The 20,290-nt window shown below is 46.4% G+C and carries 15 protein-coding genes; 9 read left to right on the top strand and 6 right to left on the bottom strand.

Going from position 1 to position 20,290, the window contains the following annotated elements:
- Window positions 1–61: 61 nt before the first annotated feature.
- Window positions 62–1,405 carry an OmpP1/FadL family transporter gene (locus tag R7D93_RS10695; protein ID WP_168936791.1) on the bottom strand — a complete coding sequence of 448 codons (1,344 nt, stop codon included), beginning with the start codon at window positions 1,403–1,405 and terminating at the stop codon, window positions 62–64.
- A gap of 771 nt (window positions 1,406–2,176) precedes the next feature.
- Here R7D93_RS10695 and R7D93_RS10690 point away from each other — a divergent pair.
- Genes R7D93_RS10690 through R7D93_RS10680 form a run of 3 tightly spaced genes read left to right on the top strand, consistent with a single transcriptional unit; the run spans window position 2,177 to window position 6,709 of the window.
- A complete protein-coding gene (locus R7D93_RS10690; protein ID WP_172563701.1) occupies window positions 2,177–3,352 on the top strand; it encodes an efflux RND transporter periplasmic adaptor subunit in 1,176 nt (391 codons plus the stop codon).
- Window position 3,353: 1 nt separating this feature from the next.
- Window positions 3,354–5,318 carry a MacB family efflux pump subunit gene (locus R7D93_RS10685; RefSeq protein WP_225496517.1) on the top strand — a complete coding sequence of 655 codons (1,965 nt, stop codon included), beginning with the start codon at window positions 3,354–3,356 and terminating at the stop codon, window positions 5,316–5,318.
- Window positions 5,319–5,332: 14 nt separating this feature from the next.
- Window positions 5,333–6,709, top strand: a complete 1,377-nt coding sequence (locus R7D93_RS10680; protein WP_172563703.1) for an efflux transporter outer membrane subunit — start codon at window positions 5,333–5,335, stop codon at window positions 6,707–6,709.
- 96 nt (window positions 6,710–6,805) lie between these two features.
- On the opposite strand, the gene R7D93_RS10675 is transcribed toward R7D93_RS10680, so the two are convergent.
- Window positions 6,806–7,348: a carboxymuconolactone decarboxylase family protein gene (locus tag R7D93_RS10675; RefSeq protein ID WP_005374097.1), complete on the bottom strand. Its 543-nt coding sequence runs from the start codon at window positions 7,346–7,348 to the stop codon at window positions 6,806–6,808.
- A 111-nt stretch (window positions 7,349–7,459) separates the two neighbouring features.
- On the opposite strand from R7D93_RS10675, the gene R7D93_RS10670 reads away from it, so the two are divergent.
- Window positions 7,460–8,059 carry a TetR/AcrR family transcriptional regulator gene (locus R7D93_RS10670; RefSeq protein WP_172563704.1) on the top strand — a complete coding sequence of 200 codons (600 nt, stop codon included), beginning with the start codon at window positions 7,460–7,462 and terminating at the stop codon, window positions 8,057–8,059.
- A gap of 155 nt (window positions 8,060–8,214) precedes the next feature.
- Here R7D93_RS10670 and R7D93_RS10665 read toward each other — a convergent pair whose 3' ends face one another.
- The gene (locus tag R7D93_RS10665) at window positions 8,215–9,471 is read right to left on the bottom strand and encodes a type 2 secretion system lipase (RefSeq protein WP_017819748.1); all 1,257 of its coding nucleotides are present in this window, start codon (window positions 9,469–9,471) and stop codon (window positions 8,215–8,217) included.
- A gap of 466 nt (window positions 9,472–9,937) precedes the next feature.
- Here R7D93_RS10665 and R7D93_RS10660 point away from each other — a divergent pair, with 466 nt between their 5' ends.
- Together R7D93_RS10660 and R7D93_RS10655 are read left to right on the top strand one after the other, a co-directional pair.
- Window positions 9,938–11,968: a S8 family serine peptidase gene (locus R7D93_RS10660; protein ID WP_053307150.1), complete on the top strand. Its 2,031-nt coding sequence runs from the start codon at window positions 9,938–9,940 to the stop codon at window positions 11,966–11,968.
- Window positions 11,969–11,977: 9 nt separating this feature from the next.
- Window positions 11,978–12,340 (top strand): ATPase, encoded by a 363-nt coding sequence (locus tag R7D93_RS10655; RefSeq protein ID WP_172563705.1) that lies wholly within the window; start codon window positions 11,978–11,980, stop codon window positions 12,338–12,340.
- Between the two features lie 85 nt (window positions 12,341–12,425).
- On the opposite strand, the gene phnX is transcribed toward R7D93_RS10655, so the two are convergent.
- From phnX to phnW, 3 genes are all read right to left on the bottom strand, one after another.
- A complete protein-coding gene (phnX, locus tag R7D93_RS10650; RefSeq protein WP_213867544.1) occupies window positions 12,426–13,241 on the bottom strand; it encodes a phosphonoacetaldehyde hydrolase in 816 nt (271 codons plus the stop codon).
- 90 nt (window positions 13,242–13,331) lie between these two features.
- On the bottom strand, window positions 13,332–14,711 hold the full coding sequence (locus tag R7D93_RS10645; RefSeq protein ID WP_213867545.1) for an aspartate aminotransferase family protein: 1,380 nt from the start codon (window positions 14,709–14,711) through the stop codon (window positions 13,332–13,334).
- 26 nt (window positions 14,712–14,737) lie between these two features.
- Window positions 14,738–15,841, bottom strand: a complete 1,104-nt coding sequence (gene phnW, locus R7D93_RS10640; RefSeq protein WP_213866862.1) for a 2-aminoethylphosphonate--pyruvate transaminase — start codon at window positions 15,839–15,841, stop codon at window positions 14,738–14,740.
- A gap of 266 nt (window positions 15,842–16,107) precedes the next feature.
- Here phnW and R7D93_RS10635 point away from each other — a divergent pair, with 266 nt between their 5' ends.
- The 3 genes from R7D93_RS10635 (at window position 16,108) to R7D93_RS10625 (ending at window position 20,282) form a co-directional block, all read left to right on the top strand.
- The gene (locus R7D93_RS10635) at window positions 16,108–17,118 is read left to right on the top strand and encodes a putative 2-aminoethylphosphonate ABC transporter substrate-binding protein (RefSeq protein ID WP_172560930.1); all 1,011 of its coding nucleotides are present in this window, start codon (window positions 16,108–16,110) and stop codon (window positions 17,116–17,118) included.
- Between the two features lie 324 nt (window positions 17,119–17,442).
- Window positions 17,443–18,549, top strand: coding sequence for a putative 2-aminoethylphosphonate ABC transporter ATP-binding protein (locus R7D93_RS10630; protein ID WP_054728638.1), 1,107 nt, complete (start codon window positions 17,443–17,445; stop codon window positions 18,547–18,549).
- Between the two features lie 8 nt (window positions 18,550–18,557).
- Entirely contained in the window at window positions 18,558–20,282 is a 1,725-nt protein-coding gene (locus R7D93_RS10625; protein WP_213867546.1) for a putative 2-aminoethylphosphonate ABC transporter permease subunit, read from the top strand.
- The last annotated feature ends 8 nt before the right edge of the window (window positions 20,283–20,290 follow it).

The raw sequence follows: 20,290 nt of genomic DNA, 5'->3' as shown, positions 1-20,290 counted from the left end.
GTCGCTTTGATAAGCGTTGTTACAAGGCAATGACCTAGAGGTTTGATCACTGCCTGACAAATTAGAAACGGTGGCTGAGTTGGGCACCAATTAGGAACGCATTTGAATGGGTCACGCCCGTTACCATCGGTGCAGGAACACCTTCATACGCGTACTCTTCTACGTTGACATCTTCACCAATCAAGTACGTCATGCCGATGTCAACCGTGGTATCTGATGACCATTGGTAAGAGGCACCCGCAGATAACCAGTGACGGTTCGAATCTGGGATAGAAAGCGAAGTCAGCTCATCGACAGGTGTTTTGTCGAACATGTAACCCGTGCGAAGTGTCCAACGTTCATTGGCGTACCAAGTCGCACCGATGGAGTAGTGCGCGGAGTCTTGCCACTGAAAATCTTTTAGCAACTGATCATCAGCTTTCAAGCTGTCAAATGCTGACCAACCAATCCACTGCACAGAATAGTGCAGGGCAAATTTAGGTAAGACGCGGTGATAACCGGAAAACTCCGCAATATCCGGTAGCGGCATAGCAAGTGAGTCGTACGATTCGCCAGCAAAGTGGATGTCACCCTTGGCATCGATATTAGGGCTGTGCTTGTAGCTCAAACCCAAGCGATGACGTTCGTTAAACTCGTACATCATGCCAATGTTCGCGCCAAGCCCAATGCCGCCAGCTTCCACATCAAGTGCGTTGCCTTTTAAGGCTCCGCAACGTTGTTCTAGTTCGTTTCCCAGTATGTTCCCACCAACGCAAACACCCACGTCCATATCGCGGTACAGTTCACCAGAGCCGTAAATCACATCAATACCACCACCGATACTAAAACGGTCGTTCACCTTGTATGCCAAGCTTGCGCCAAGGTTGACACTCGCTACGCTGGTGACACCGCCAAAAACAGGTGCGCCATAGTTTGGTTTAAACTCCATGTCGGTTCCGAAGTTGGAGTATGCCGATAAGCCAAGATACCAGTCGTCGTTGATAGGGTGAATAAAGTAAAAATTGGGTACAACGGCTGGTTGACCAACGCCATCGACGTCATCAATGTCGGTCACGGTTTGAGAGAAGGACGGGGTAATTTCAACTTGAGGGGACGGAGGAAAACCGCCCATACCAACATTGACATCCGCATTAATGTTAGCTCGATGATATTGCGCATTTTTAACGGTAACGTCAGGTTTGACGTAAGTGACACCGAACGATAAGGCATTTTGTTTAAACAGCGTCATCGCTGCGGCGTTACGGCTGACTACAGACGCATTATCACCAATGACGGCATCACCAGCAAAAGCACGACCAAGACCCGTCGCCGAATGTTCGTTAATTTGAAAACCACCGGCATACGCCGTCGATGAGGCTAACCCGATTAATAAATAAATCGGTGAAAGAGTTAATTGTCGCTGCATGTTTTTTCTCATGAATTAATTAGAGGTTGTATTGCAACGAAAAGCAGTAAAATAAACAAATCTGACCAGTATATTTAGGAGTGAAACTAACAGTATGTTGACAATAAATAAATTTAACTTAATAAATATTTATTGATGAATTTATTAATGGTTCATGTCGTGAATGTGGTGATTATTTTACGTGTAAATTAAACTCAGAGCCTCTATTTTTATTTTTGCGGTATTACTTCTCTATTTTTATTGTGCTGACTGTTCCCTAACAAACAGAGGCAAATCCAGCGATAAAGTGTTCGTGATGGAAACTCTGAGTCATTTGTATTTCCATTGCATCCCAACGTTGGTAGTTCGAATCAGCAAGAGAACTATCGTTTTAAACCCACATGACACACTCCTCTCGGTCTTACCTGTGTTATGTGGGTATTTTTTATTTAACTTGCCACTTAACTCCTCTTTAAATTCAATCATCAAAATGACCATAATGAAATTTAAATGGGTGGCATGTTGAATAATTTTGGATTTTACTGGTTTGTTGGTATTTAAAAGTTTTGTTTATAATACTTATAACTTGAATTTCTATATTAAAAATGATCTTTGTTATATTTATTGAATGATAAAGTTTTGAAGTGACTATAATATCTCGGATTTTTCACGTTAGTGAAGTTATTCCTTCAGTATCTTGACGTTAATTTACCTATCTTTACGTCTCGTACCCTGTACGGCTAAGACAAATAGCAGTATAAAATCAAAACGATTATTTACTTCACTCCTGCTATGAAACTCAATAAAAAATGGCTCGTTTTGTGTGGCCTACTCGCTATTGGTGCTGGTGGTTATCATTATCTGCAACGTCCAGAACCCATTTCTCCTTACGCGACAGAAGTCGTTCGCAAAGGCAATATCGAAAAGGCGGTATTAGCCAACGGCATGTTGCAAGCGTCCAAATTGGTGAATGTAGGTGCGCAAGTATCTGGGCAAATTCAACGCCTCGCTGTGAACTTAGGGGATGAGATCAAACAGGGGGACTTGATTGCACAGATTGACAGCCTGACTCAGCAAAACAGCCTCAAAGAAGCCCAAGCGTCTCTTAATAGTCTCAACGCTCAGTACCAGGCTAAGCAAGCGCAGATTAAACAAGCAAACTATGAATACGTGCGCCAAAAAGGCATGTTGGCAGCGAAAGCGAGCTCACGAGCTGATTACGAGAATGCCGAAGCGACGCTCGCCATCTACAAAGCCGAGTTAGCGCAACTGGATGCCGAAATCGAGAAAGCCAAAATCAACGTCGACAATGCGCAGTTAGATCTCGGTTACACCACCATCAACGCACCGATGGATGGCACGGTGGTTTACACCGCGGTGGAAGAAGGACAAACCGTAAACGCCAATCAAACCACGCCAACTATTATCGAGTTAGCCAAGTTAGATACGATGACGGTGAAAGCCGAAATTTCGGAAGCCGATGTGATTTTTGTTCACCCAGGCCAAACGGCGCTGTTCACCATTTTAGGCAAACCGAATCAGCAGTTTAAAGGCACATTGCGCGCCATTGAGCCGGGGCCAACCATCATGGATGGCGATGACAGCGATTTGAGCATTTCAGATAGCGACGCCATTTACTACAACGCTGTATTTGATGTGAAGAACCCGCAAGGTATTTTGCGTATCGGCATGACTGCGCAAGTTTCGATTGTCCTTGAGCAATCGGAAAATACCTTGATTGTCCCTTCACAAGTGCTGCAAAAATCTGGCGGCAAAGGCAATTATACCGTTCCAGTGCTTGAACAGGGCCAAGTGGTGGAAAAGCCCGTGACAGTGGGTATTAACAACAAAGTGAACGCAGAAATTCTCTCAGGTTTGAAGGAGGGCGACCAAGTTGTTCTTGGCAATGCTATGGACGGAGAATCATCAAGCCGAGGTGATCGTCGTCGATCTCTAATGAGGTTCTAAGATGAGTGACGTGCTTTTAAAAGTTGAGGATTTAACTCGACGTTTTGTCTCTGGCGACGAGTCGCTTACCGTGTTGAACCACATTAATTTAGAGATAAAACGCGGTGAAATGGTCGCGATCGTGGGTGCATCGGGCTCAGGTAAATCGACGCTGATGAATGTGCTCGGCTGCTTGGATAAACCGTCCAGCGGTCGATACTTCATTAATGGGCAAGATGTCTCGACGTTGGAATCCGACCAACTGGCGGAACTGCGCCGTGAGTATTTTGGCTTTATATTCCAGCGTTACCATCTGCTGGGGGATTTAACCGCGGTGGCAAACGTGGAAGTACCGGCGGTTTACGCGGGAGTTCCTCATCGTCAAAGAACGGAGCGAGCGCAGTCGTTATTGGCTCGCTTAGGGTTGGAAGATCGTTTGACTCACAAGCCCAGCCAACTGAGTGGTGGCCAGCAACAGCGCGTGAGTGTTGCTCGTGCACTGATGAACGGCGGTGAGGTGATTCTCGCTGATGAGCCCACTGGCGCATTAGACAGTCACAGTGGGCAAGAGATGATGGCACTGCTTAAAGAGTTGCATCAACTTGGGCATACGGTCATCTTAGTGACTCATGATATGAATGTGGCGAACTTTGCGGATCGCATCATTGAAATCAAAGATGGTGAAATCATTGCAGATACGTCAAATGCACAAGTTGTAATCAATGAGCAAGCAGCAAAGACACCGAGCGCATCTTTTCATCGCCCAGCGCAAGCCGCCAGTAAGTGGTGGAAGTGGGACAGTTTTATTGACGCGCTAAAAATGGCGCTGCTGGCGATGTCTAGCCACAGAATGCGCACGTTTTTGACCATGCTCGGCATCATTATTGGTATAGCCTCGGTGGTTTCCGTGGTGGCCCTAGGTAATGGTTCACAACAGCAAATTTTGTCGAATATTTCATCCATGGGAACAAACACCATTGATGTCAGGCCGGGCAAAGGGTTTGGTGACCGCCGCTCCGGACGAGTGAAAACGCTAACCGCCGACGATGCTAAATCGTTGGAGAGTCTACCTTTTGTCGACAGTGTCACGCCGTCTTTATCCAACAGCTTAACCGTGCGTTACGCCAATCAGGATGCAACCGCGTCTGTGGAAGGGGTTGGGGAAGATTATTTCCGTGTGCGCGGTTATGAGATCGCCAAAGGTCAGTTTTGGGATGAAGAGAGCGTGAACTCACTCGCACAAGAAGCAGTGATTGATGACAACACTAGAAAGGAAATGTTTGCGGATAGAAATCCGATTGGTGAAGTGATTTTTCTAGGTTCATTGCCAGTGCGTATTGTGGGTGTCACGCAGAAAAAAGAAGACGCGTTTGGCAACAGCGACGCGCTGAAAATTTGGGTGCCATACACCACCATGTCGGGACGCATGATGGGACAACGCTACCTCAACGGCATTACTGTACGGATTGATGAGAACGCCCCAAGTGCGGCGGTAGAGCAGAGCATCATCAACTTGTTAAAAATGCGCCACGGTACAGAAGATTTCTTCACGATTAACACTGACACCATTCGTCAGAGCATCGAGAAAACCACCGCCACCATGACGTTACTGATCTCAGCGATTGCGGTGATCTCCCTAATTGTCGGGGGAATTGGCGTAATGAACATCATGTTGGTGTCGGTGACAGAGCGCACGAAAGAGATCGGTGTGCGAATGGCTGTGGGTGCGCGGCAAGCGGATATTTTGCGTCAGTTTTTGATTGAAGCGGTACTAGTGTGTTTGTGTGGTGGCATTGCTGGTATTGGCTTGGCGTTTTTGATTGGTTTTGCATTCAGTACATCTGGTAGCGGCTTCCAAATGGTTTACTCAATGAACTCGATCATCTGGGCGTTTATTTGCTCAACGTTGATTGGCATCGCTTTCGGCTTTTTACCCGCTCGCAATGCCGCCAAACTCGATCCGATAGAAGCGCTAGCGAGAGACTAAAAATGAGTAACACAATGAAATTCAAGACTCGATTGGTCGCGGCTGCCTTAAGCGCAGTGTGGTTGTCAGGTTGTGGGTCGCTTATGCGTAGCGACTATCAAGCTCCTGAGGTGCAAGTGCCTGCAAATTGGCAACAGATGCATGTTGCGGGTGATGTCAGTATGGATCCTTGGTGGTTGGCGTTTAACGACCCAACTCTTAATCAATACATTACTCAGGTGTTGGCTCAAAATAACGATTTGACGCTGGCAACGCTAACGCTAAAGAAAGCGCGTTTACAGCTGGGTTTAGCGCAAGATGACCTTTTCCCTACGTTGAGTTCTTCCACATCAGGACAAGTTCAAAAATCTCTTGATAGCGGGGAATCGGCAGATAGTTACAGCACTAACTTATCCGTCAATTACGAGTTGGATTTATGGGGAAAAATCTCGGCAGACGTTGACCAAGCCAAGTGGTCGGCGATGGCAAGTCAACAAGATCGCGAGGCGACCGCACAAAGTTTGGTAGCAACGACGGCATCGCTATATTGGCAAATCGGCTATCTGCAACAGCGCTTAAACCTCAGCCAGCGTAATGTGGTAGACGCAGCTCAAACGCTACAATTGATTGAAAAACAGTACCAACTTGGCGCTGTGGATCAGTTAGATGTGCTTGAAGCCAAACGTACGTTGGCAAGCTTACAAGCGCAGCAAAGTGAGTTTGAACAGAGTTTACTTGAGGCAAACAACGCCTTTGCGATTTTGTTCAATCAACCGCCGAAGAGCATCAGTGCAAACATCCAAATGCTGCCTGAAGGCGATATGCCATCGTTGAGTGTTGGTGCTCCGTCTGATTTATTGATCCGCAGACCCGACATTAAAGCCGCGATTTATGACGTCAAAGCCGCGCTAGCAAATAAAGACGCAGCAGATTTGGACTACTTGCCTAAGCTGACGCTCACTGGGGCTTTGGGGGGATCGTCACAAGCGCTCAAAGACCTGCTTTCCAACCCGATCGGCAGTTTAGGTGCGGATATGACGCTACCGTTTTTGCAGTGGAATGAGATGAAAAACAGCCAAGCCATTGCCGATTTAGACTATCAATCGGCCATTGTGAGCTATCGCCAAGTGTTGTACGCCGCATTCCAAGATGTCGAAAATGCCTTGTCAGCACGCGAAAAATTGAAGTATCAGGCGGCGCGTTTACAAGAGCAATATGATGCCGCAAGTGCCGCTGAGTCCATTTATGCTGCGCGGTATCAGTATGGCTCGACGTCGATCATGGACTATTTGAATGCACAAGAAGACACCAGAAACGCGCAAGCTTCTTTGTTGGAAAACCGCTACAACCAGTTTCTCACTCAGGTTACGCTTTACCAGTCTTTAGGGGGAACCGACGTTGCGCCGTTGTAATTAGGGGTCAGCACACACTAGCGAAGCGCCATGCAACAAAGCTTTTTTTGAAGGTATTACTGGTCCCATGAATGGGACCAGTAATAAAAGCTTAAGTTACTTGGCGAACTTCTTGAAAGGTGCATCAACCGGGGTGTCAGCTAGGTGATTGGTGTAGTTACTCATCACTTTTTGCGCTAGACCAAGAACAATTTCAAGCAGTTGCTGCTGTCCGTAACCCGCCGCAAAGAATTTCTCTATCTGAGACTCTTCAACTACACCACGTTGGCGCACCATTTGAAGCGTTGTCTCTCGTAGTGTTTCAAGTTTTTCGTCTGCCAATGGTGTTTGGTTGACGAGAGCATCGACAATCTCCTGATCCACTTTCATTGACGCCGCGATCGCACTATGAGCAGGAACGCAGTAGTGACAACCATGTTCAACGTTGATGGTTTGCCATACGACGGTCAATTCTTCTGCGTTAAATGATGTTTGTTGAAAGAGCTCATGCACAACTTGATAACCCTCAAGCAAGGTTGGCGCTTCAGCCATAACAGCATGAAGATTTGGTAGCATGCCAAACGCTTTGACTGAATTTTCAATCAGGTGCTTTGATCCTTCGGGTGCGTTTTCTGCGGTATACAGTTTAAATTCTGCCATGTTTAAATCTCCTGTAATTGGATATGAGCGGATTAGGCAAGAACAGGATAGTTGATTTTGAGCGGTCGCTCAATATAAAATTGAGCATATGTTCAAAATTGATAATTGCTCATGGCGAATACAAAGAAATTCCAACGTGATGAAGTGGTGAAAGCCGCCTCGGATCTATTCTGGAAGAAAGGTTTTCATGCAACATCTACACGTGATTTACAAGATAGCGTTAATCTGCGTCCTGGAAGTATTTATGCGACGTTTGGGTCAAAAGAGGGGCTATATTGTGAAGCGCTAAAAATGTACGTTGCGAACTTACAAGCCCTGTTTGAGTTGCATTTAGCTCAGAACACAAAGGTTCTAGATGCAATAGAAGCTTTCGCGATTGATGTGGTTATCAATCAGCGAGACTCCAATCCCAGTGAAGTGTGCATGTTAGTCAAATCAGCAAGTGAATTTGCTGAGGATTTTAATGCGCTGCGCAATCAAACAAACAGCTTAGCAAGCCAATTTGAATCTTTTCTTGCAAAGCTGTTTGAGCGAGCAATCGAGAATGGCGAAATTGAAGCTCAGGATACATTGCTTCTTGCTCAGTTGTTCCAGGTTCAGTTTACGGGTATACGAGCCTACTCATACCGCAGTGATTATGTGACCTTAAAGACGTTGATCTCTATTATGGTGGACAGCTTCCGCGGTAACGTACCAAAAACAGAAAGCTGAATGAGGCTGCTCAAAGTCAACGTCTCTAAATCAACGGCTTGAACTAAGCGAGCTCAAATAAAACCGTTATCGGGGTTCGATATCGATAAAAAATGACCACGAAGCATCGTGGTCATTTTTATGCAGATTAATTTGCAATGAACAACAACGGCTTATTAAAAGCGAAACTCTTCTAAGTTATTGCTGCTTTCTAACATCTTTTCAGCCACATAACGATGCGTTGCTGTGGTTGGGTGAGTCACATCCCAGAACACGAACTTATCTGCGCCAGATGCTGCACATTCAGAACGTAATGAGTGAGTGTACATGTAGTCAACAGAGGATGAACGGTTGATGTCTAAGCAAGGGTCGCTTGCATTTACGAAACCGTGTTCTTCTGGTGCCGAGGTTAACTTCTCAAACAGTGCGTGTGTATCAAACAATGCGATGTTGTAGCCTTGGGCTTTGTAGTACATCGCTTGTGCTTTGATGAACTCGTTCATCTTCAATACTTTCGCACGAATCGTTTCAATTTCTTCCTGTGTTGAGTATTTGAACTGTGGTGCTTTGGTTGCATCTGGCAGTGTCATCAACATGAAGTTCTTCGCGCCAGCGTCTGTTAAACGAATCAGAGCTTCAGCGTAATCCGCTTTTACTTCCGGCACGCTACGGTTGTAGTTCATGAAATCATTTAAACCAAACTCTAACGTAAACAATGTGTTAGCAGGGTTGTAGTTCTTCGCCAGCTTTGTGTAGGTTAAGTAAGAAGAAACTTGTTCGCCGACACCAGTTAGCGCGATGTATTGGTTTTCACCTGCTGCGCCACCAACTGCCCAGTTGTATAGCGGTAAGTTTTTGGCTTTAGCAACGTATTCCGTCCAAACAAAACCGTTTGAGAAGTGACCCAAGAACCAGCTATTCGGGTTAGGGAAGCGCCATTGGGACGCGTTAAAGATGTTGCCTGTATCAGACAAGCTATCGCCCAAAGCCACTACCTTGTTGATTTGATCTGGTTGCATTGCAGCATCATTGCTCCAGATCGTGTGGTTATAAGAATAACGATTGTCGGCAGCAAAAAATGTAATGTCTGCGTTCTCGTTCGCTAGATCTAGTGTTTCTTCACAACGCTGGCGAATTACGTTTTGTGAGGTATTGGTGTAGAACATGTTTTTAAATGAAACAGAGCTCCACCAATAACCATCGATAGTGAAGTCACTACCATCTTGGTTTTTTGCCCATTTCCAATCGGTAGCCGCATCGTCCTTAGAGTGGCTCGTACGATACCAGCATCGAACGTACGTATAAGTTTGATTTTCTTGCGCGCTAACCACTTCAGCCGCAGAAACCATTGCTGGTGATAAAGTTGGCTCCTCTGCAATGGCGGAGGCAAGCGGAAGTAATGCAGTTAATAGTGTGATTGTTTTTTTCATCATTCACTCTTCTTGTAATGGTTATTGTTCCGAATGCGTGAATACGCTCGGCTATAACAGTATTTAGATGAGAATTTTTCTCACTAAACCTTCTAATTCTGAGTAAATGCTCAAGACAGTCAACAACTAAATATTCAATATTTCAGTTTTGGCACCACGGTCAAAAAATCCATTCAGCATAGCAATCGATTAAATGGGTGATATTTAGAATAATTACTCACTAACATTAATTTAACATTCACTTTTTGTTAATTAAGTAATTGCTTTATAAGGTTTTGTTGATGATTTTTAATGTTAACTTAAAGTGTTTATTGAATGATCTTTTGTACAAATTTGTATATTCATGAAACAAATTGTTTGGCATTTTTGCTCTGTAAACTATAGCTGAAGCTCTCATGCAAACATCATGATGATGACTTTTCATGAGAATATAGTGAATAAAAATTAGCTCAAATAAGGAATAGGGCAAATGCACTACACAACAAGTAAAAAACAAGGCTTATTTTCGTTGTCTGCCGTAGCAATAGCACTGACCACTTCGATGTCAGCGTTTGCGGCTCCACCAATGGGATTTGATGAATCTAAGTTACCGACGAAGTACATCGTCAAATTCAAAGAAGATGCAGTCAGCCGTTCTTCAATGGGTGGTAACTCATTCTGGGGGCCACGAATCGCGCAGGAGTCTGTTCTAGAACAGGTGAAGGCACGTAAGGTGGAAAAACTGGGTAATCGCGCCATTTACAGCGTTGAATTGGATGGCGATGACTTAGAGCCGCTTCGCAACCGTAGTGATGTGGAATACGTGGAAGTCGATCCACCTCGCTATTTGCTCAGCGAAACGACCCCATGGGGATATGAAGCGGTTAATGCTCAACTGCTAGCTGACTTCAATGCGGGTAATCGCACTGTATGTATTATCGATTCAGGGTACGACATTTCGCACAACGACCTAAGCGGTAACCGCGTTGCTGGTACTAACGATAGTGGTACGGGATCATGGAGTGATCCGGGTAACAACAATGCCCACGGTACTCACGTCGCGGGTACGATTGCTGCGATTGCCAACACCGAAGGTGTAAAGGGTGTGATGCCAAACCAGAATGTTAATTTGCACATCGTGAAAGTATTTAATGAATCGGGTTGGGGTTACTCATCTGGGCTTGTTAAAGCAATCCAGACCTGTGCCGATAATGGTGCTAACGTTGTGAACATGAGCCTTGGTGGTAGTCAATCAAGCCGAACTGAGCAAAATGCACTGCAAAATATTTACGATCAAGGCGTTCTATTGATCGCCGCTGCGGGTAATGATGGCAATACAGCGCACAGCTATCCAGCTTCTTATGACTCAGTGATGTCTGTTGCGGCTGTTGATAATCAAAATGATCATGCGGCGTTCTCACAATCTACTAATCAAGTTGAGATCTCAGGCCCGGGTGTGGCGATCTTATCAACGGTTACGGTAGGTGAAGGTAAACTTTCTGATATTACCTTGAATGGTGTAAGCCAGTTTGATCGTGGGATTGTTCCTCACAATCGTTTGATCAATAACGGTTCTTCGTATGTTCCGGATCCAATCGCGGGTTCAGTAACGGCAACGCTAGATAGCTGTGATGTATCTGGCGGTAACGTTAACTGTGGTGATATGTCGGGCAAAATTTGTTTGACTGAGCGTATTGGCAACCAGTCTTCAGGTAACTACCCAGAGGTGGATGCGGTTCAGGCTTGTTACAATGCGGGTGCGCGAGCTGCAATCGTATACAGCAACTCTGAACTACCTGGTTTACAAAACCCATTCTTGGTAGACACAAACAACGCTTATCGTATGGTTTCGGTAACGGTTGATCGTGCATTTGGTCAAGAGCTATTGGGGTATGTTGGTCAGGAAATTACTGTTGCAACAACCTCTGGTGAAGATTACGAGTACTACAATGGTACATCAATGGCGACACCGCACGTAACGGGCGTAGCTGGCTTGGTGTGGAGTTACCACCCAACCTGTACAGCAGCGCAAGTACGTAATGCCCTAGTGAAAACTGCAACAGATATTGATGTTGCTGGTCGAGACAACCGTACTGGCCACGGCCTAGTTAATGCTGAAGCGGCGAAGCTGTTCTTGGACGCTGGCTGTAATGGACCTGATGGTGGTAGCTCTTCGGATTCTAGCTTCTCAAATACCAGCCCTGTCGCGATTCCAGATAATAAATCTTCTGGCGCAATCAGTGCAGTAGAAGTCGATCGCTCTGGTGATTCAGGCACAGTAAGTATTGACGTTGATATTAGCCACACTTACATCGGTGATCTACGAGTGACTTTAACGTCACCGACTGGTGGAGAAGTTGTACTTCACAATAATACCGGCGGCAGCGCTAACGATATAAAAAATACGTTCCAAGCGGATTTTTCTGGTTTTGAATCGCAAGGTACATGGGAACTAAAAGCGGTGGACAGTGCCAGAAGAGACACAGGCACCATCAACAGTTGGACTCTGACCTTTCAATAAGGAGTGGCTATGAAGAAGTTGACCTTACTTTCTTTGTCTGCGGTAGGCGCTACCGCACTATTGGCAATCGGACTGAGCTCAAGCAGCTTGGCAAACAATCAAGGATTTCCTCTCGTGGATGAACGCCAAGATCAAGCCGAGCAGCAACCTGCACGTTACTTTGTTAAGTATCATGAAGGGAAAGAGAGCGAAGTGAGAGCGCTTCTTCGTCAGCACAACATTGAAGTGGTCGACGCTCTGGTGAAACAACACGTCTTGGTTGTCGTGGGTGGACAGGCGGAAGTCGATAAACTCGCGGAACATGATGCGGTCGAATACACCGAGCAAGAGCCGACAAGAAAGCTGCTATCTAACGGAACTACGTTTCAATAAACCAAACCTCCTTAAGATAGTGCCAAAAAGAAAAACGCCCCTCACGTAAGGGGCGTTTGTTTCATTTATTTGTGGAAGATGAAGACTAAGGACGCTCACCTGCTGCTAGGCGACGTTCGATATCAGCAACCACTTCTGGGAAGTCAGCGATCGTATCGATAAGGTAGTGCGGCGAGCTCTTGAGCAATTTTACACGCGCTTTTTCACGAGCGGCATTAAGTGTTGCTTCGTCCGCAGCTTGGTATTCTTCAAACGTTAGACCTGCTTCGTTACCAGAAAGTAATAGACCAACGGTCCACATACCAGCGTTATGACCTTCATCGATGCCCGGTGCGGCGTCATCCACTTTGATGCACGCATTAACGTCGGTAACATTCAGCTCAATCACGTTCTTCAGTGCCATAAATGGTGCAGGGCGACCACCTTGTGGCAGGTCATCCGTTGCTACTACGTAATCTGGTTTGTAGCCGTAATCCGCTGCAACAGGAATCAGTACATCCATCACTTCGCGAGGGTAACCAGAACAAGAACCGATCTTGATGCCTTTGTCTTTCAGACCGTTCACAACTTCAATCGCATTTAAGATAGGCTCTGCATGGTCAGCCACTTTTGCTTTTTGCAGAGGCATAAATGCTGCATAGATAGAGTCGATGTCTTCGCTGGTCATTGAGCGACCGAACTTCTCATTCCAACGTTTATCAACTGCAGGGATACGACCCACAGCTTGGATGTGATCCCACTTACCGAGCCCCATTGGTTCGCGCGCTTCCTCAAGATCGATATCGAAATCAAAGCCTTGTTTGAATGCTTCCACAAAGATGCTGGTTGGCGCAAAAGAGCCGAAATCGACGATAGTGCCAGCCCAGTCAAAGATCACTGCTTGAATTGGTGAGTTGCTCATGTTCAATCCTTTTTCTTGCTTGCCAGAGCGCTTGCCTACACGTTGGTACCGCGCTCTGAATCAATTGGTTTTTGTTGAGGTCTATTGACCCTAAAAGTAGTTAAAGTCTTTGCACACTTTGGCGATCGCTTCTTCGAAGATCGCCAACGCTTCTGTCAGTTGTTCGCGAGTGATGATCAGCGGTGGGCTGAGTTGAATCACGTTACCTTGCGATACCTTGAAACTCACTCCGTTGTTGAGGCATTGGTACAACACAGCTTCCGCTTCGTCATACGCGCGTGCTTTGCTTTCGTGGTCAGTGACCAGTTCAATGCCCCACAACATGCCGATGCCACGCACATCACCAATCAATGGGTGCTTGGCTTTCATCTCTAGCAGTTTTTCACGCATGAACTGGCTGTCAGCTTTGGCTTTATCTAGCAAGCCCTCTTGCTCAATGGCTTCCATGGTTGCCAGCGCGGCAGCACAACCGATAGGGCTTTTCTCATGAGTGTAATGACCCATTGAGATTTGCTCGGCGGTGTTGTATTTGTCTTTGGTTACCATGGCTGCGATAGGCACTAACCCTCCGCCCAAACCTTTACCGATGCAGAGCATATCTGGCTCGATGTCGTAGGCTTGGTAGGTAAACCATTCACCGCTGCGACCCATGCCATTCGGGATGTCGTCGATGATCAACATGACATTGTGTTTGTCACAGATTTCGCGAATGCGTTTCCAGTAGGCTTTGCTCGGTACTTGTACGTCGGTATTACGAACTGCTTCTGCGATAAACGCGCCCACGCCGCCTTCTTTCTCAATCACGTATTCGAGGTAATCGGCGTAATGCACATCGCTGCCGTCCGCGACTGGGAAAGCACCACGGTAAGATACGGCTGGTGGGATGCGCTCAACACCTGCCATTAATGGCCCCATGCCTTGTCGGAAACACGCTTCGCCACCTACTGAGATGGCATCCAATGATGCGCCGTGGAAGGAATCCCACAGAGACACCACCTTGTAGTTGCCCGTGATGTGGCGCGCTAGTTTAAGTGCCATGCCAACCGCAGATGTGCCACCCGGAGCAAACAACACGCGGTTCAATTCGCCGCCACAGATTTGGGTGAGTTTTTCGGCACATTCAATCGCGGTCTCGTTGGTAAAACGACGTGGTGAAAACGGCAGTTTGGCAATTTGCTCTTGCACACGTTTAATCACATGCGGATGACCATAGCCTAGCTGGTGGACGTTATTGCCATGAAAGTCCATGTACTTTTTGCCGGTAGTATCTTGGATATAGATGCCTTCCGCTGCTTCCAAGGTATCTAAGCAAGGTGTCGACATGGCTTGATGAAGAAAGACTTCCGAATCACGCTTCAATAATGTTTGCGTGCGTTCGTCATCCATCGATGCATTCCAAGCTTGGCGCGCTGGTGTCGTGTTGATATCGCCTTCACTACGGAAATGGGTCGGTTTGATATTCTGAGTCATAACGCTCTCTCAATCAGAAGGTCGCTTTACGCAACTTGCCAGTACATTGCTTTTTCAATTGCACCGATTAAGCGCTCGATATCTGCTGGGTAAACTTCGCCAATGTTGCCGATACGGAAGCAATCTGCGTTCGACACCTTACCCGGATAAATCACGAAGCCCTGCTCTTTCAAACGTGTGTAGAACGCTTTGAATTGGTAATCACTGTGCGTCGGAGAGTAGAAAGAAGTGATGATTGGCGAGTGAAGGTCATCACTCAGTAGTGGCTCAAAACCCAGAGAGCGCATACCTGCAACCAGTGTTTTCTGGTTAGTTTGGTAACGGTTATGACGAGCCTCAATGCCGCCTTCTTGTTCCAGTTCTAACAATGCTTGGTAGAAAGCGCGAACCGTGTGCGTTGGAGACGTGAAACGCCATTTGCCGTGGTTCACTTCCATGCACTGCCACTGATCGTAAAGATCAAGGCTTAAAGAACGTGCCTGACCTTGGCACTTTTCGAGCTCAGTTTGTTTTGCAATCACAAAGCCAAAACCCGGTACGCCTTGAATACATTTGTTTGCAGAGCTGATCATAAAATCGATGCCTAGCTCAGCGATATCGATAGGAATGCCACCAAAGCTCGACATGGCATCGAGAATCACCACTTTACCGTGTGCTTTCGCTGCAGAAGCAAATGCCTCAATTGGGTTAAGCATGCCAGTGGTTGTCTCACAGTGAACAATTGCCACGTGTGTGATAGCAGGATCCGATGCCAATGCAGTTTCCACCTCGTTCAAGTGTGGCTGTGATGTTTCGCCTGGGGAAACTACATGGCATGGAATATTCAGGTAATCAGCGATCTGAGCGATACGCGCACCGTAAGCACCGTTGTCGACAACCAACAATTTTCCATCTTTGCCAATGGCACTGCCAATCGTTGCTTCTACTGATGCGGTGCCGCTACCTTGCATTAGTACGCTGGTGTAGCCGTCTTGTTGAGTCGCCAGTTTTACAAGCTTAGTGCGGATCACTTCTACAATGTCTTTATTGTATTCATCATCCCAAGTACACCAGTCTTTAAGCATGGCTTCACGTACCGTTTCAGAAGTAGATAGAGGACCTGGAGTCAGTAGTAGGTATTCGTTTTTCATCTCGATTTCCATTAGAATAGGCTAATTGGTCTACACCAAATTTCAAGTTCACTCTAACTAGGAAGAAAAGGACAGTAAATAGGCGAATCTTCAATTTCATAAAACTTTAATATCCAGAAAATGGCGGATCGATTGAACGATTATTCATCGCAAATTTTCGTAAAACTGCCATTTAATGGTCATGAATCCGTCACAAAGGCTCAGTAGGGTGTATATCGTCAACTGGTACAGACCAAATGAAAACTTAGCCAAATTAACTGGAGAAAATGATGAAAAACCGTTTGATGAAAGGATCGCTGGCTGCACTTGTCTCTCTGCTAGCTACGAATGCAATGGCAGCACAGGAAGTCACGGTTTACACCGCTTTCGAAACTGACATTCTTGCGAAATACAAGTCTGCGTTTGAGAAAGATAACCCAGATATCAAGATTAAGTGGGTTCGCGATTCCACCGGTATCATGACGGCGAAATTGCTGGCAGAAAAGAACAACCCTCAAGCGGAAGTGGTTTGGGGTCTTGCTGGCTCGTCAATGGCATTGCTTAAAGGTGAAGGTCTTCTTAAGCCTTACACACCAAAAGGTTTGGAAGAGCTGCACGCGAACCTAAACGACCCTCAATCAAACCAAGCTTGGTTTGGTAACGATGCGTTCTTTAACGCAGTTTGTTTCAACGAAGCGGTAGCGAAACAACTTAACCTACCGAAACCAACGTCATGGGAAGACCTAACGAAGCCGGTTTACAAAGGTCACATTGCAATGCCGAACCCAGCGTCTTCAGGCACTGGCTACATGCAGGTTTCTGCTTGGCTACAAAACATGGGTGAAGATCAGGCATGGAACTACATGCGTGACCTAGATAAGAACATTGCACACTACACGCACTCTGGCTCTAAACCATGTGTTCAAGCGGGTATGGGTGAAGTGGCTATCGGTATTTCGATGGCAAGCCGCGGCGCGAAGCTGAAAACACAAGGCGCACCACTAGCGGTTATCACACCAAAAGGCATCGGCTGGGAATCAGAAGCCGTTGGTCTAGTAAAAGAGTCTGATGCAGCGAAACGTGTTGTCGACTGGTCAATCTCTAAAGCAGCAAACGAGCTTTACGTAGAAATGTATCCAGTGGTTGCACATAAAGACGTGAAAGCGACCGTTTCTAACTTCCCTAACGTTCAAGAGAACATGGCGAAGATGGACTTCGCGCAAATGGGCAGCAAGCGTGCAGAGATCTTAGCGGCTTGGTCTGAGAAGTTTGACGCGAAATCAGAGCCAAAGTCTTAATTGAATTTGCTTTGATTTGAATGTTGAAATCCACCTCGGTTGAGGTGGGTTTTTTGTTTTCTCTGTTATTTCAGAGTTTGCTGAAAGTAGATTCCTAGTCTCACCTAGGTTCGCTGGAATGACGGACTTAAGAAAGTAGGAGCTTCTATCTACACTCACAACGTCATTCTCGAGAGCGACGAAGGAGTGAGTCGGGAATCTCGAATTACCACTTGAACAAACCTCATCGCCCTTCATCTATTTGTCATCTTCTGGCTATATATTTGTCATTGGAACGTAACACTCCAAAACTAAAATTGGTATATACCATTTGGAGCATGTGTTATGTCAACTAACCAACATTACCTAAATATCGAAAATGTAGTGAAGCAATTCGGACAGTTCACTGCGTTAAAGAAAATCTCGCTAGCGATTGAAAAGGGCGAGTTCGTTTGTTTTCTTGGTCCTTCTGGCTGCGGTAAAACCACTCTGCTACGTGCCATTGCAGGTTTAGACTTGCCAACGTCTGGTGCGATTTTTCAAAACGGTCAAGAGACCACATTTCTACCACCAGAAAAGCGTGATTTCGGCATTGTGTTTCAGTCTTACGCGCTGTTTCCGAACCTAACTGTGCAAGAGAACATTGCGGTGGGTTTGAAGAACCAAGGTATGTCGACCAAAGAAGCGTTAGAGAAGGTGGATTACTGGTTAGAAACCATTGGTCTTCCAACCTCTAGCGAGAAATTCCCTAACCAACTTTCTGGTGGTCAGCAGCAGCGTGTTGCTTTGGCTCGTGCATTGGCGTTGTCACCGGGTCTACTGTTACTTGATGAGCCGCTGTCAGCGCTAGATGCAAAAGTACGTGTTCACTTACGTGACGAGATTTGTAAGCTGCAACGTAAGCTGGGCATCACCACCATCATGGTTACGCACGATCAGGACGAAGCATTGTCGATGGCGGATCGCATTGTGGTGATGAACCATGGCGTGATTGAGCAAGTCGGTACACCTCAAGAGATCTACCAACAACCAGCAACGCGCTTTGTTGCTGAGTTTGTCGGCAGCATGAACTTTATTGAAACCTCAGCCGCAACAGACTCCCAAGTGCGCATTGCTGAAACCTTGATGCCAGCGCCAAGCTTGACTAATCGTAAGATCCAACGTGGTGACCGCTTCGACCTTGCGGTGCGTCCTGAAAGCATCAAGTTCGTTGAAAACTACAATAACTCTTTACCTGTGCGAGTTACGGCAACCGAGTTTCTGGGGGCGTTTTTCCGCATTGATTGCGTATTGCAAAACGACAGCTCAACGAAAACCATCGTAGTGGATGTGCCTGTGGAAACGGTTCAAAAACTCAATATCAAGGCGGGCGATGTACGTTACATCCAGTTTGCTGAAGAAGGGCTGCATGGTTACGCCGTGCCCTCGGTTGATAAAGCGCTAGCAGCGTAGGTGTAAACATGGATGCGAAGACAATGACGATGAATAGCCTGACCACACAAGACAAAGCAAAATCCTTACTCGGACGTGTCAGCCGCGATAACCTTGTGTTGTTCGGTTTGCTCGCAGGCTTGTCGACCATGATGGTGCTGTTCATCTTAATGCCGCTTTGGGCAATGTTGACCAAGAGTGTGCAAAATGCCAATGGCGAATTTGTCGGATTGGCAAACTTTGCGACGTACTTTTCTTCTTCAAGCTTGTGGGTGTCGGTGGGAAACACCTTCACTTTGGGCGTGATTGTGACCTCGGTAGTGGGTGTGCTTGCGTTTGGTTATGCCTACGCGCTGACTCGTTCATGTATGCCGTTTAAAGGTTTGTTTCAAATCCTAGGTACTGCGCCAATTCTTGCGCCTTCGTTGTTGCCGGCGATCAGTTTGATCTTCCTTTTCGGTAATCAAGGTATTGCCAAAGAGATGCTGTTAGGAAACTCGATTTATGGCGTGATTGGTATCTCGATGGGTTTGATTTTCTGGACATTCCCTCATGCATTGATGATTTTGACCACTTCGCTGCGTACTTCAGATGCCCGTTTGTATGAAGCAGCTCGTGCACTTAAAACCTCTCCCATCAAAACTTTCTTTATGGTGACGTTACCTGCGGCGAAATACGGTTTGATCAGCACGCTCATTGTCGTCTTTACGCTAGTTATCACGGACTTTGGTGTGCCGAAAGTGATTGGTGGTAGCTACAACGTTCTGGCGACTGACATCTTCAAGCAAGTCGTGGGACAGCAAAACTTTGCCATGGGTGCGGTGACTAGCATTATGTTGTTATTCCCTGCGGTAATGGCGTTTGGCGCAGACCGCTGGGTACAGAAAAAACAAAAGAGCTTATTCGACACTCGCTCGGTGCCTTATCAGCCAGAACCTAATAAAGCGCGCGACAGCATCTGTTTGGTTTACTGCAGCATCATTTCTATCGCAGTGCTGGCTGTGCTTGGCATGGCGGTGTATGGCTCGTTAGTTACGTTCTGGCCTTGGAACAAAGCGCTGACGCTAAACAACTACAATTTTGCTGAAATGAGCACCTACGGTTGGAGCCCATTCTTCAACTCGCTAACACTTGCAGGTTGGACGGCGGTTATTGGTACAGCCATTATCTTTGTCGGTGCTTACTGCATTGAGAAAGGGCGTGCGTTTGGTCCAATTCGTCAGGTGATGCAAATGCTTAGCGTGGTGCCAATGGCGGTTCCGGGTATGGTGCTTGGCTTGGGTTACATCTTTTACTTCAATGATGCGAATAATCCTCTGAATGTGCTTTATGGCACCATGGCGTTCTTGGTGATTAACACGGTAGTGCATTACTACACAGTGGGTCACATGACCGCCCTGACAGCGCTAAAGCAGTTGCCATCGGAGATTGAAGCCACGGCAGCATCGGTGAAGCTTCCTCAATACAAGTTGTTCTTTAAAGTGACATTACCTGTGTGTTTACCTGCGATTTTGGACATTGCGACTTACTTGTTTGTTAATGCATTGACCACCACTTCTGCGGTAGTATTCCTTTACTCAACCGATACGATTCCGGCTTCGGTCTCGATTCTGAATATGGACGATGCAGGTCAAACTGGCGCTGCAGCAGCGATGGCTGTGATGATCATGATGGCTGCCGCAATTGCGAAGATTGTTCAGATGACTTTGGGTAAAATGTTAGAGAATCGCACACAAGCTTGGCGCAAAAGATAAGGACACTT

Source organism: Vibrio sp. YT-15 (genome assembly GCF_033337445.1).
GTDB lineage: Bacteria > Pseudomonadota > Gammaproteobacteria > Enterobacterales > Vibrionaceae > Vibrio > Vibrio alginolyticus.
The sequence above is the reverse complement of the archived record's forward strand: the minus strand, read 5'-3'. Positions and strand labels throughout refer to the sequence as shown.

What these genes read in the sequence shown, in the direction of transcription:
- R7D93_RS10630 (WP_054728638.1), top strand. Translation starts at nt 17,443, where the DNA reads ATGTCAACTAACCAACATTACCTAAATATCGAAAATGTAGTGAAGCAA.
- phnX (WP_213867544.1), bottom strand. Translation starts at nt 13,241, where the DNA reads ATGAGCAACTCACCAATTCAAGCAGTGATCTTTGACTGGGCTGGCACT.
- R7D93_RS10675 (WP_005374097.1), bottom strand. Translation starts at nt 7,348, where the DNA reads ATGGCAGAATTTAAACTGTATACCGCAGAAAACGCACCCGAAGGATCA.
- R7D93_RS10670 (WP_172563704.1), top strand. Translation starts at nt 7,460, where the DNA reads ATGGCGAATACAAAGAAATTCCAACGTGATGAAGTGGTGAAAGCCGCC.
- R7D93_RS10635 (WP_172560930.1), top strand. Translation starts at nt 16,108, where the DNA reads ATGATGAAAAACCGTTTGATGAAAGGATCGCTGGCTGCACTTGTCTCT.
- phnW (WP_213866862.1), bottom strand. Translation starts at nt 15,841, where the DNA reads ATGAAAAACGAATACCTACTACTGACTCCAGGTCCTCTATCTACTTCT.
- R7D93_RS10685 (WP_225496517.1), top strand. Translation starts at nt 3,354, where the DNA reads ATGAGTGACGTGCTTTTAAAAGTTGAGGATTTAACTCGACGTTTTGTC.
- R7D93_RS10680 (WP_172563703.1), top strand. Translation starts at nt 5,333, where the DNA reads ATGAAATTCAAGACTCGATTGGTCGCGGCTGCCTTAAGCGCAGTGTGG.
- R7D93_RS10655 (WP_172563705.1), top strand. Translation starts at nt 11,978, where the DNA reads ATGAAGAAGTTGACCTTACTTTCTTTGTCTGCGGTAGGCGCTACCGCA.
- R7D93_RS10645 (WP_213867545.1), bottom strand. Translation starts at nt 14,711, where the DNA reads ATGACTCAGAATATCAAACCGACCCATTTCCGTAGTGAAGGCGATATC.
- R7D93_RS10665 (WP_017819748.1), bottom strand. Translation starts at nt 9,471, where the DNA reads ATGATGAAAAAAACAATCACACTATTAACTGCATTACTTCCGCTTGCC.
- R7D93_RS10690 (WP_172563701.1), top strand. Translation starts at nt 2,177, where the DNA reads ATGAAACTCAATAAAAAATGGCTCGTTTTGTGTGGCCTACTCGCTATT.
- R7D93_RS10660 (WP_053307150.1), top strand. Translation starts at nt 9,938, where the DNA reads ATGCACTACACAACAAGTAAAAAACAAGGCTTATTTTCGTTGTCTGCC.
- R7D93_RS10625 (WP_213867546.1), top strand. Translation starts at nt 18,558, where the DNA reads ATGGATGCGAAGACAATGACGATGAATAGCCTGACCACACAAGACAAA.
- R7D93_RS10695 (WP_168936791.1), bottom strand. Translation starts at nt 1,405, where the DNA reads ATGCAGCGACAATTAACTCTTTCACCGATTTATTTATTAATCGGGTTA.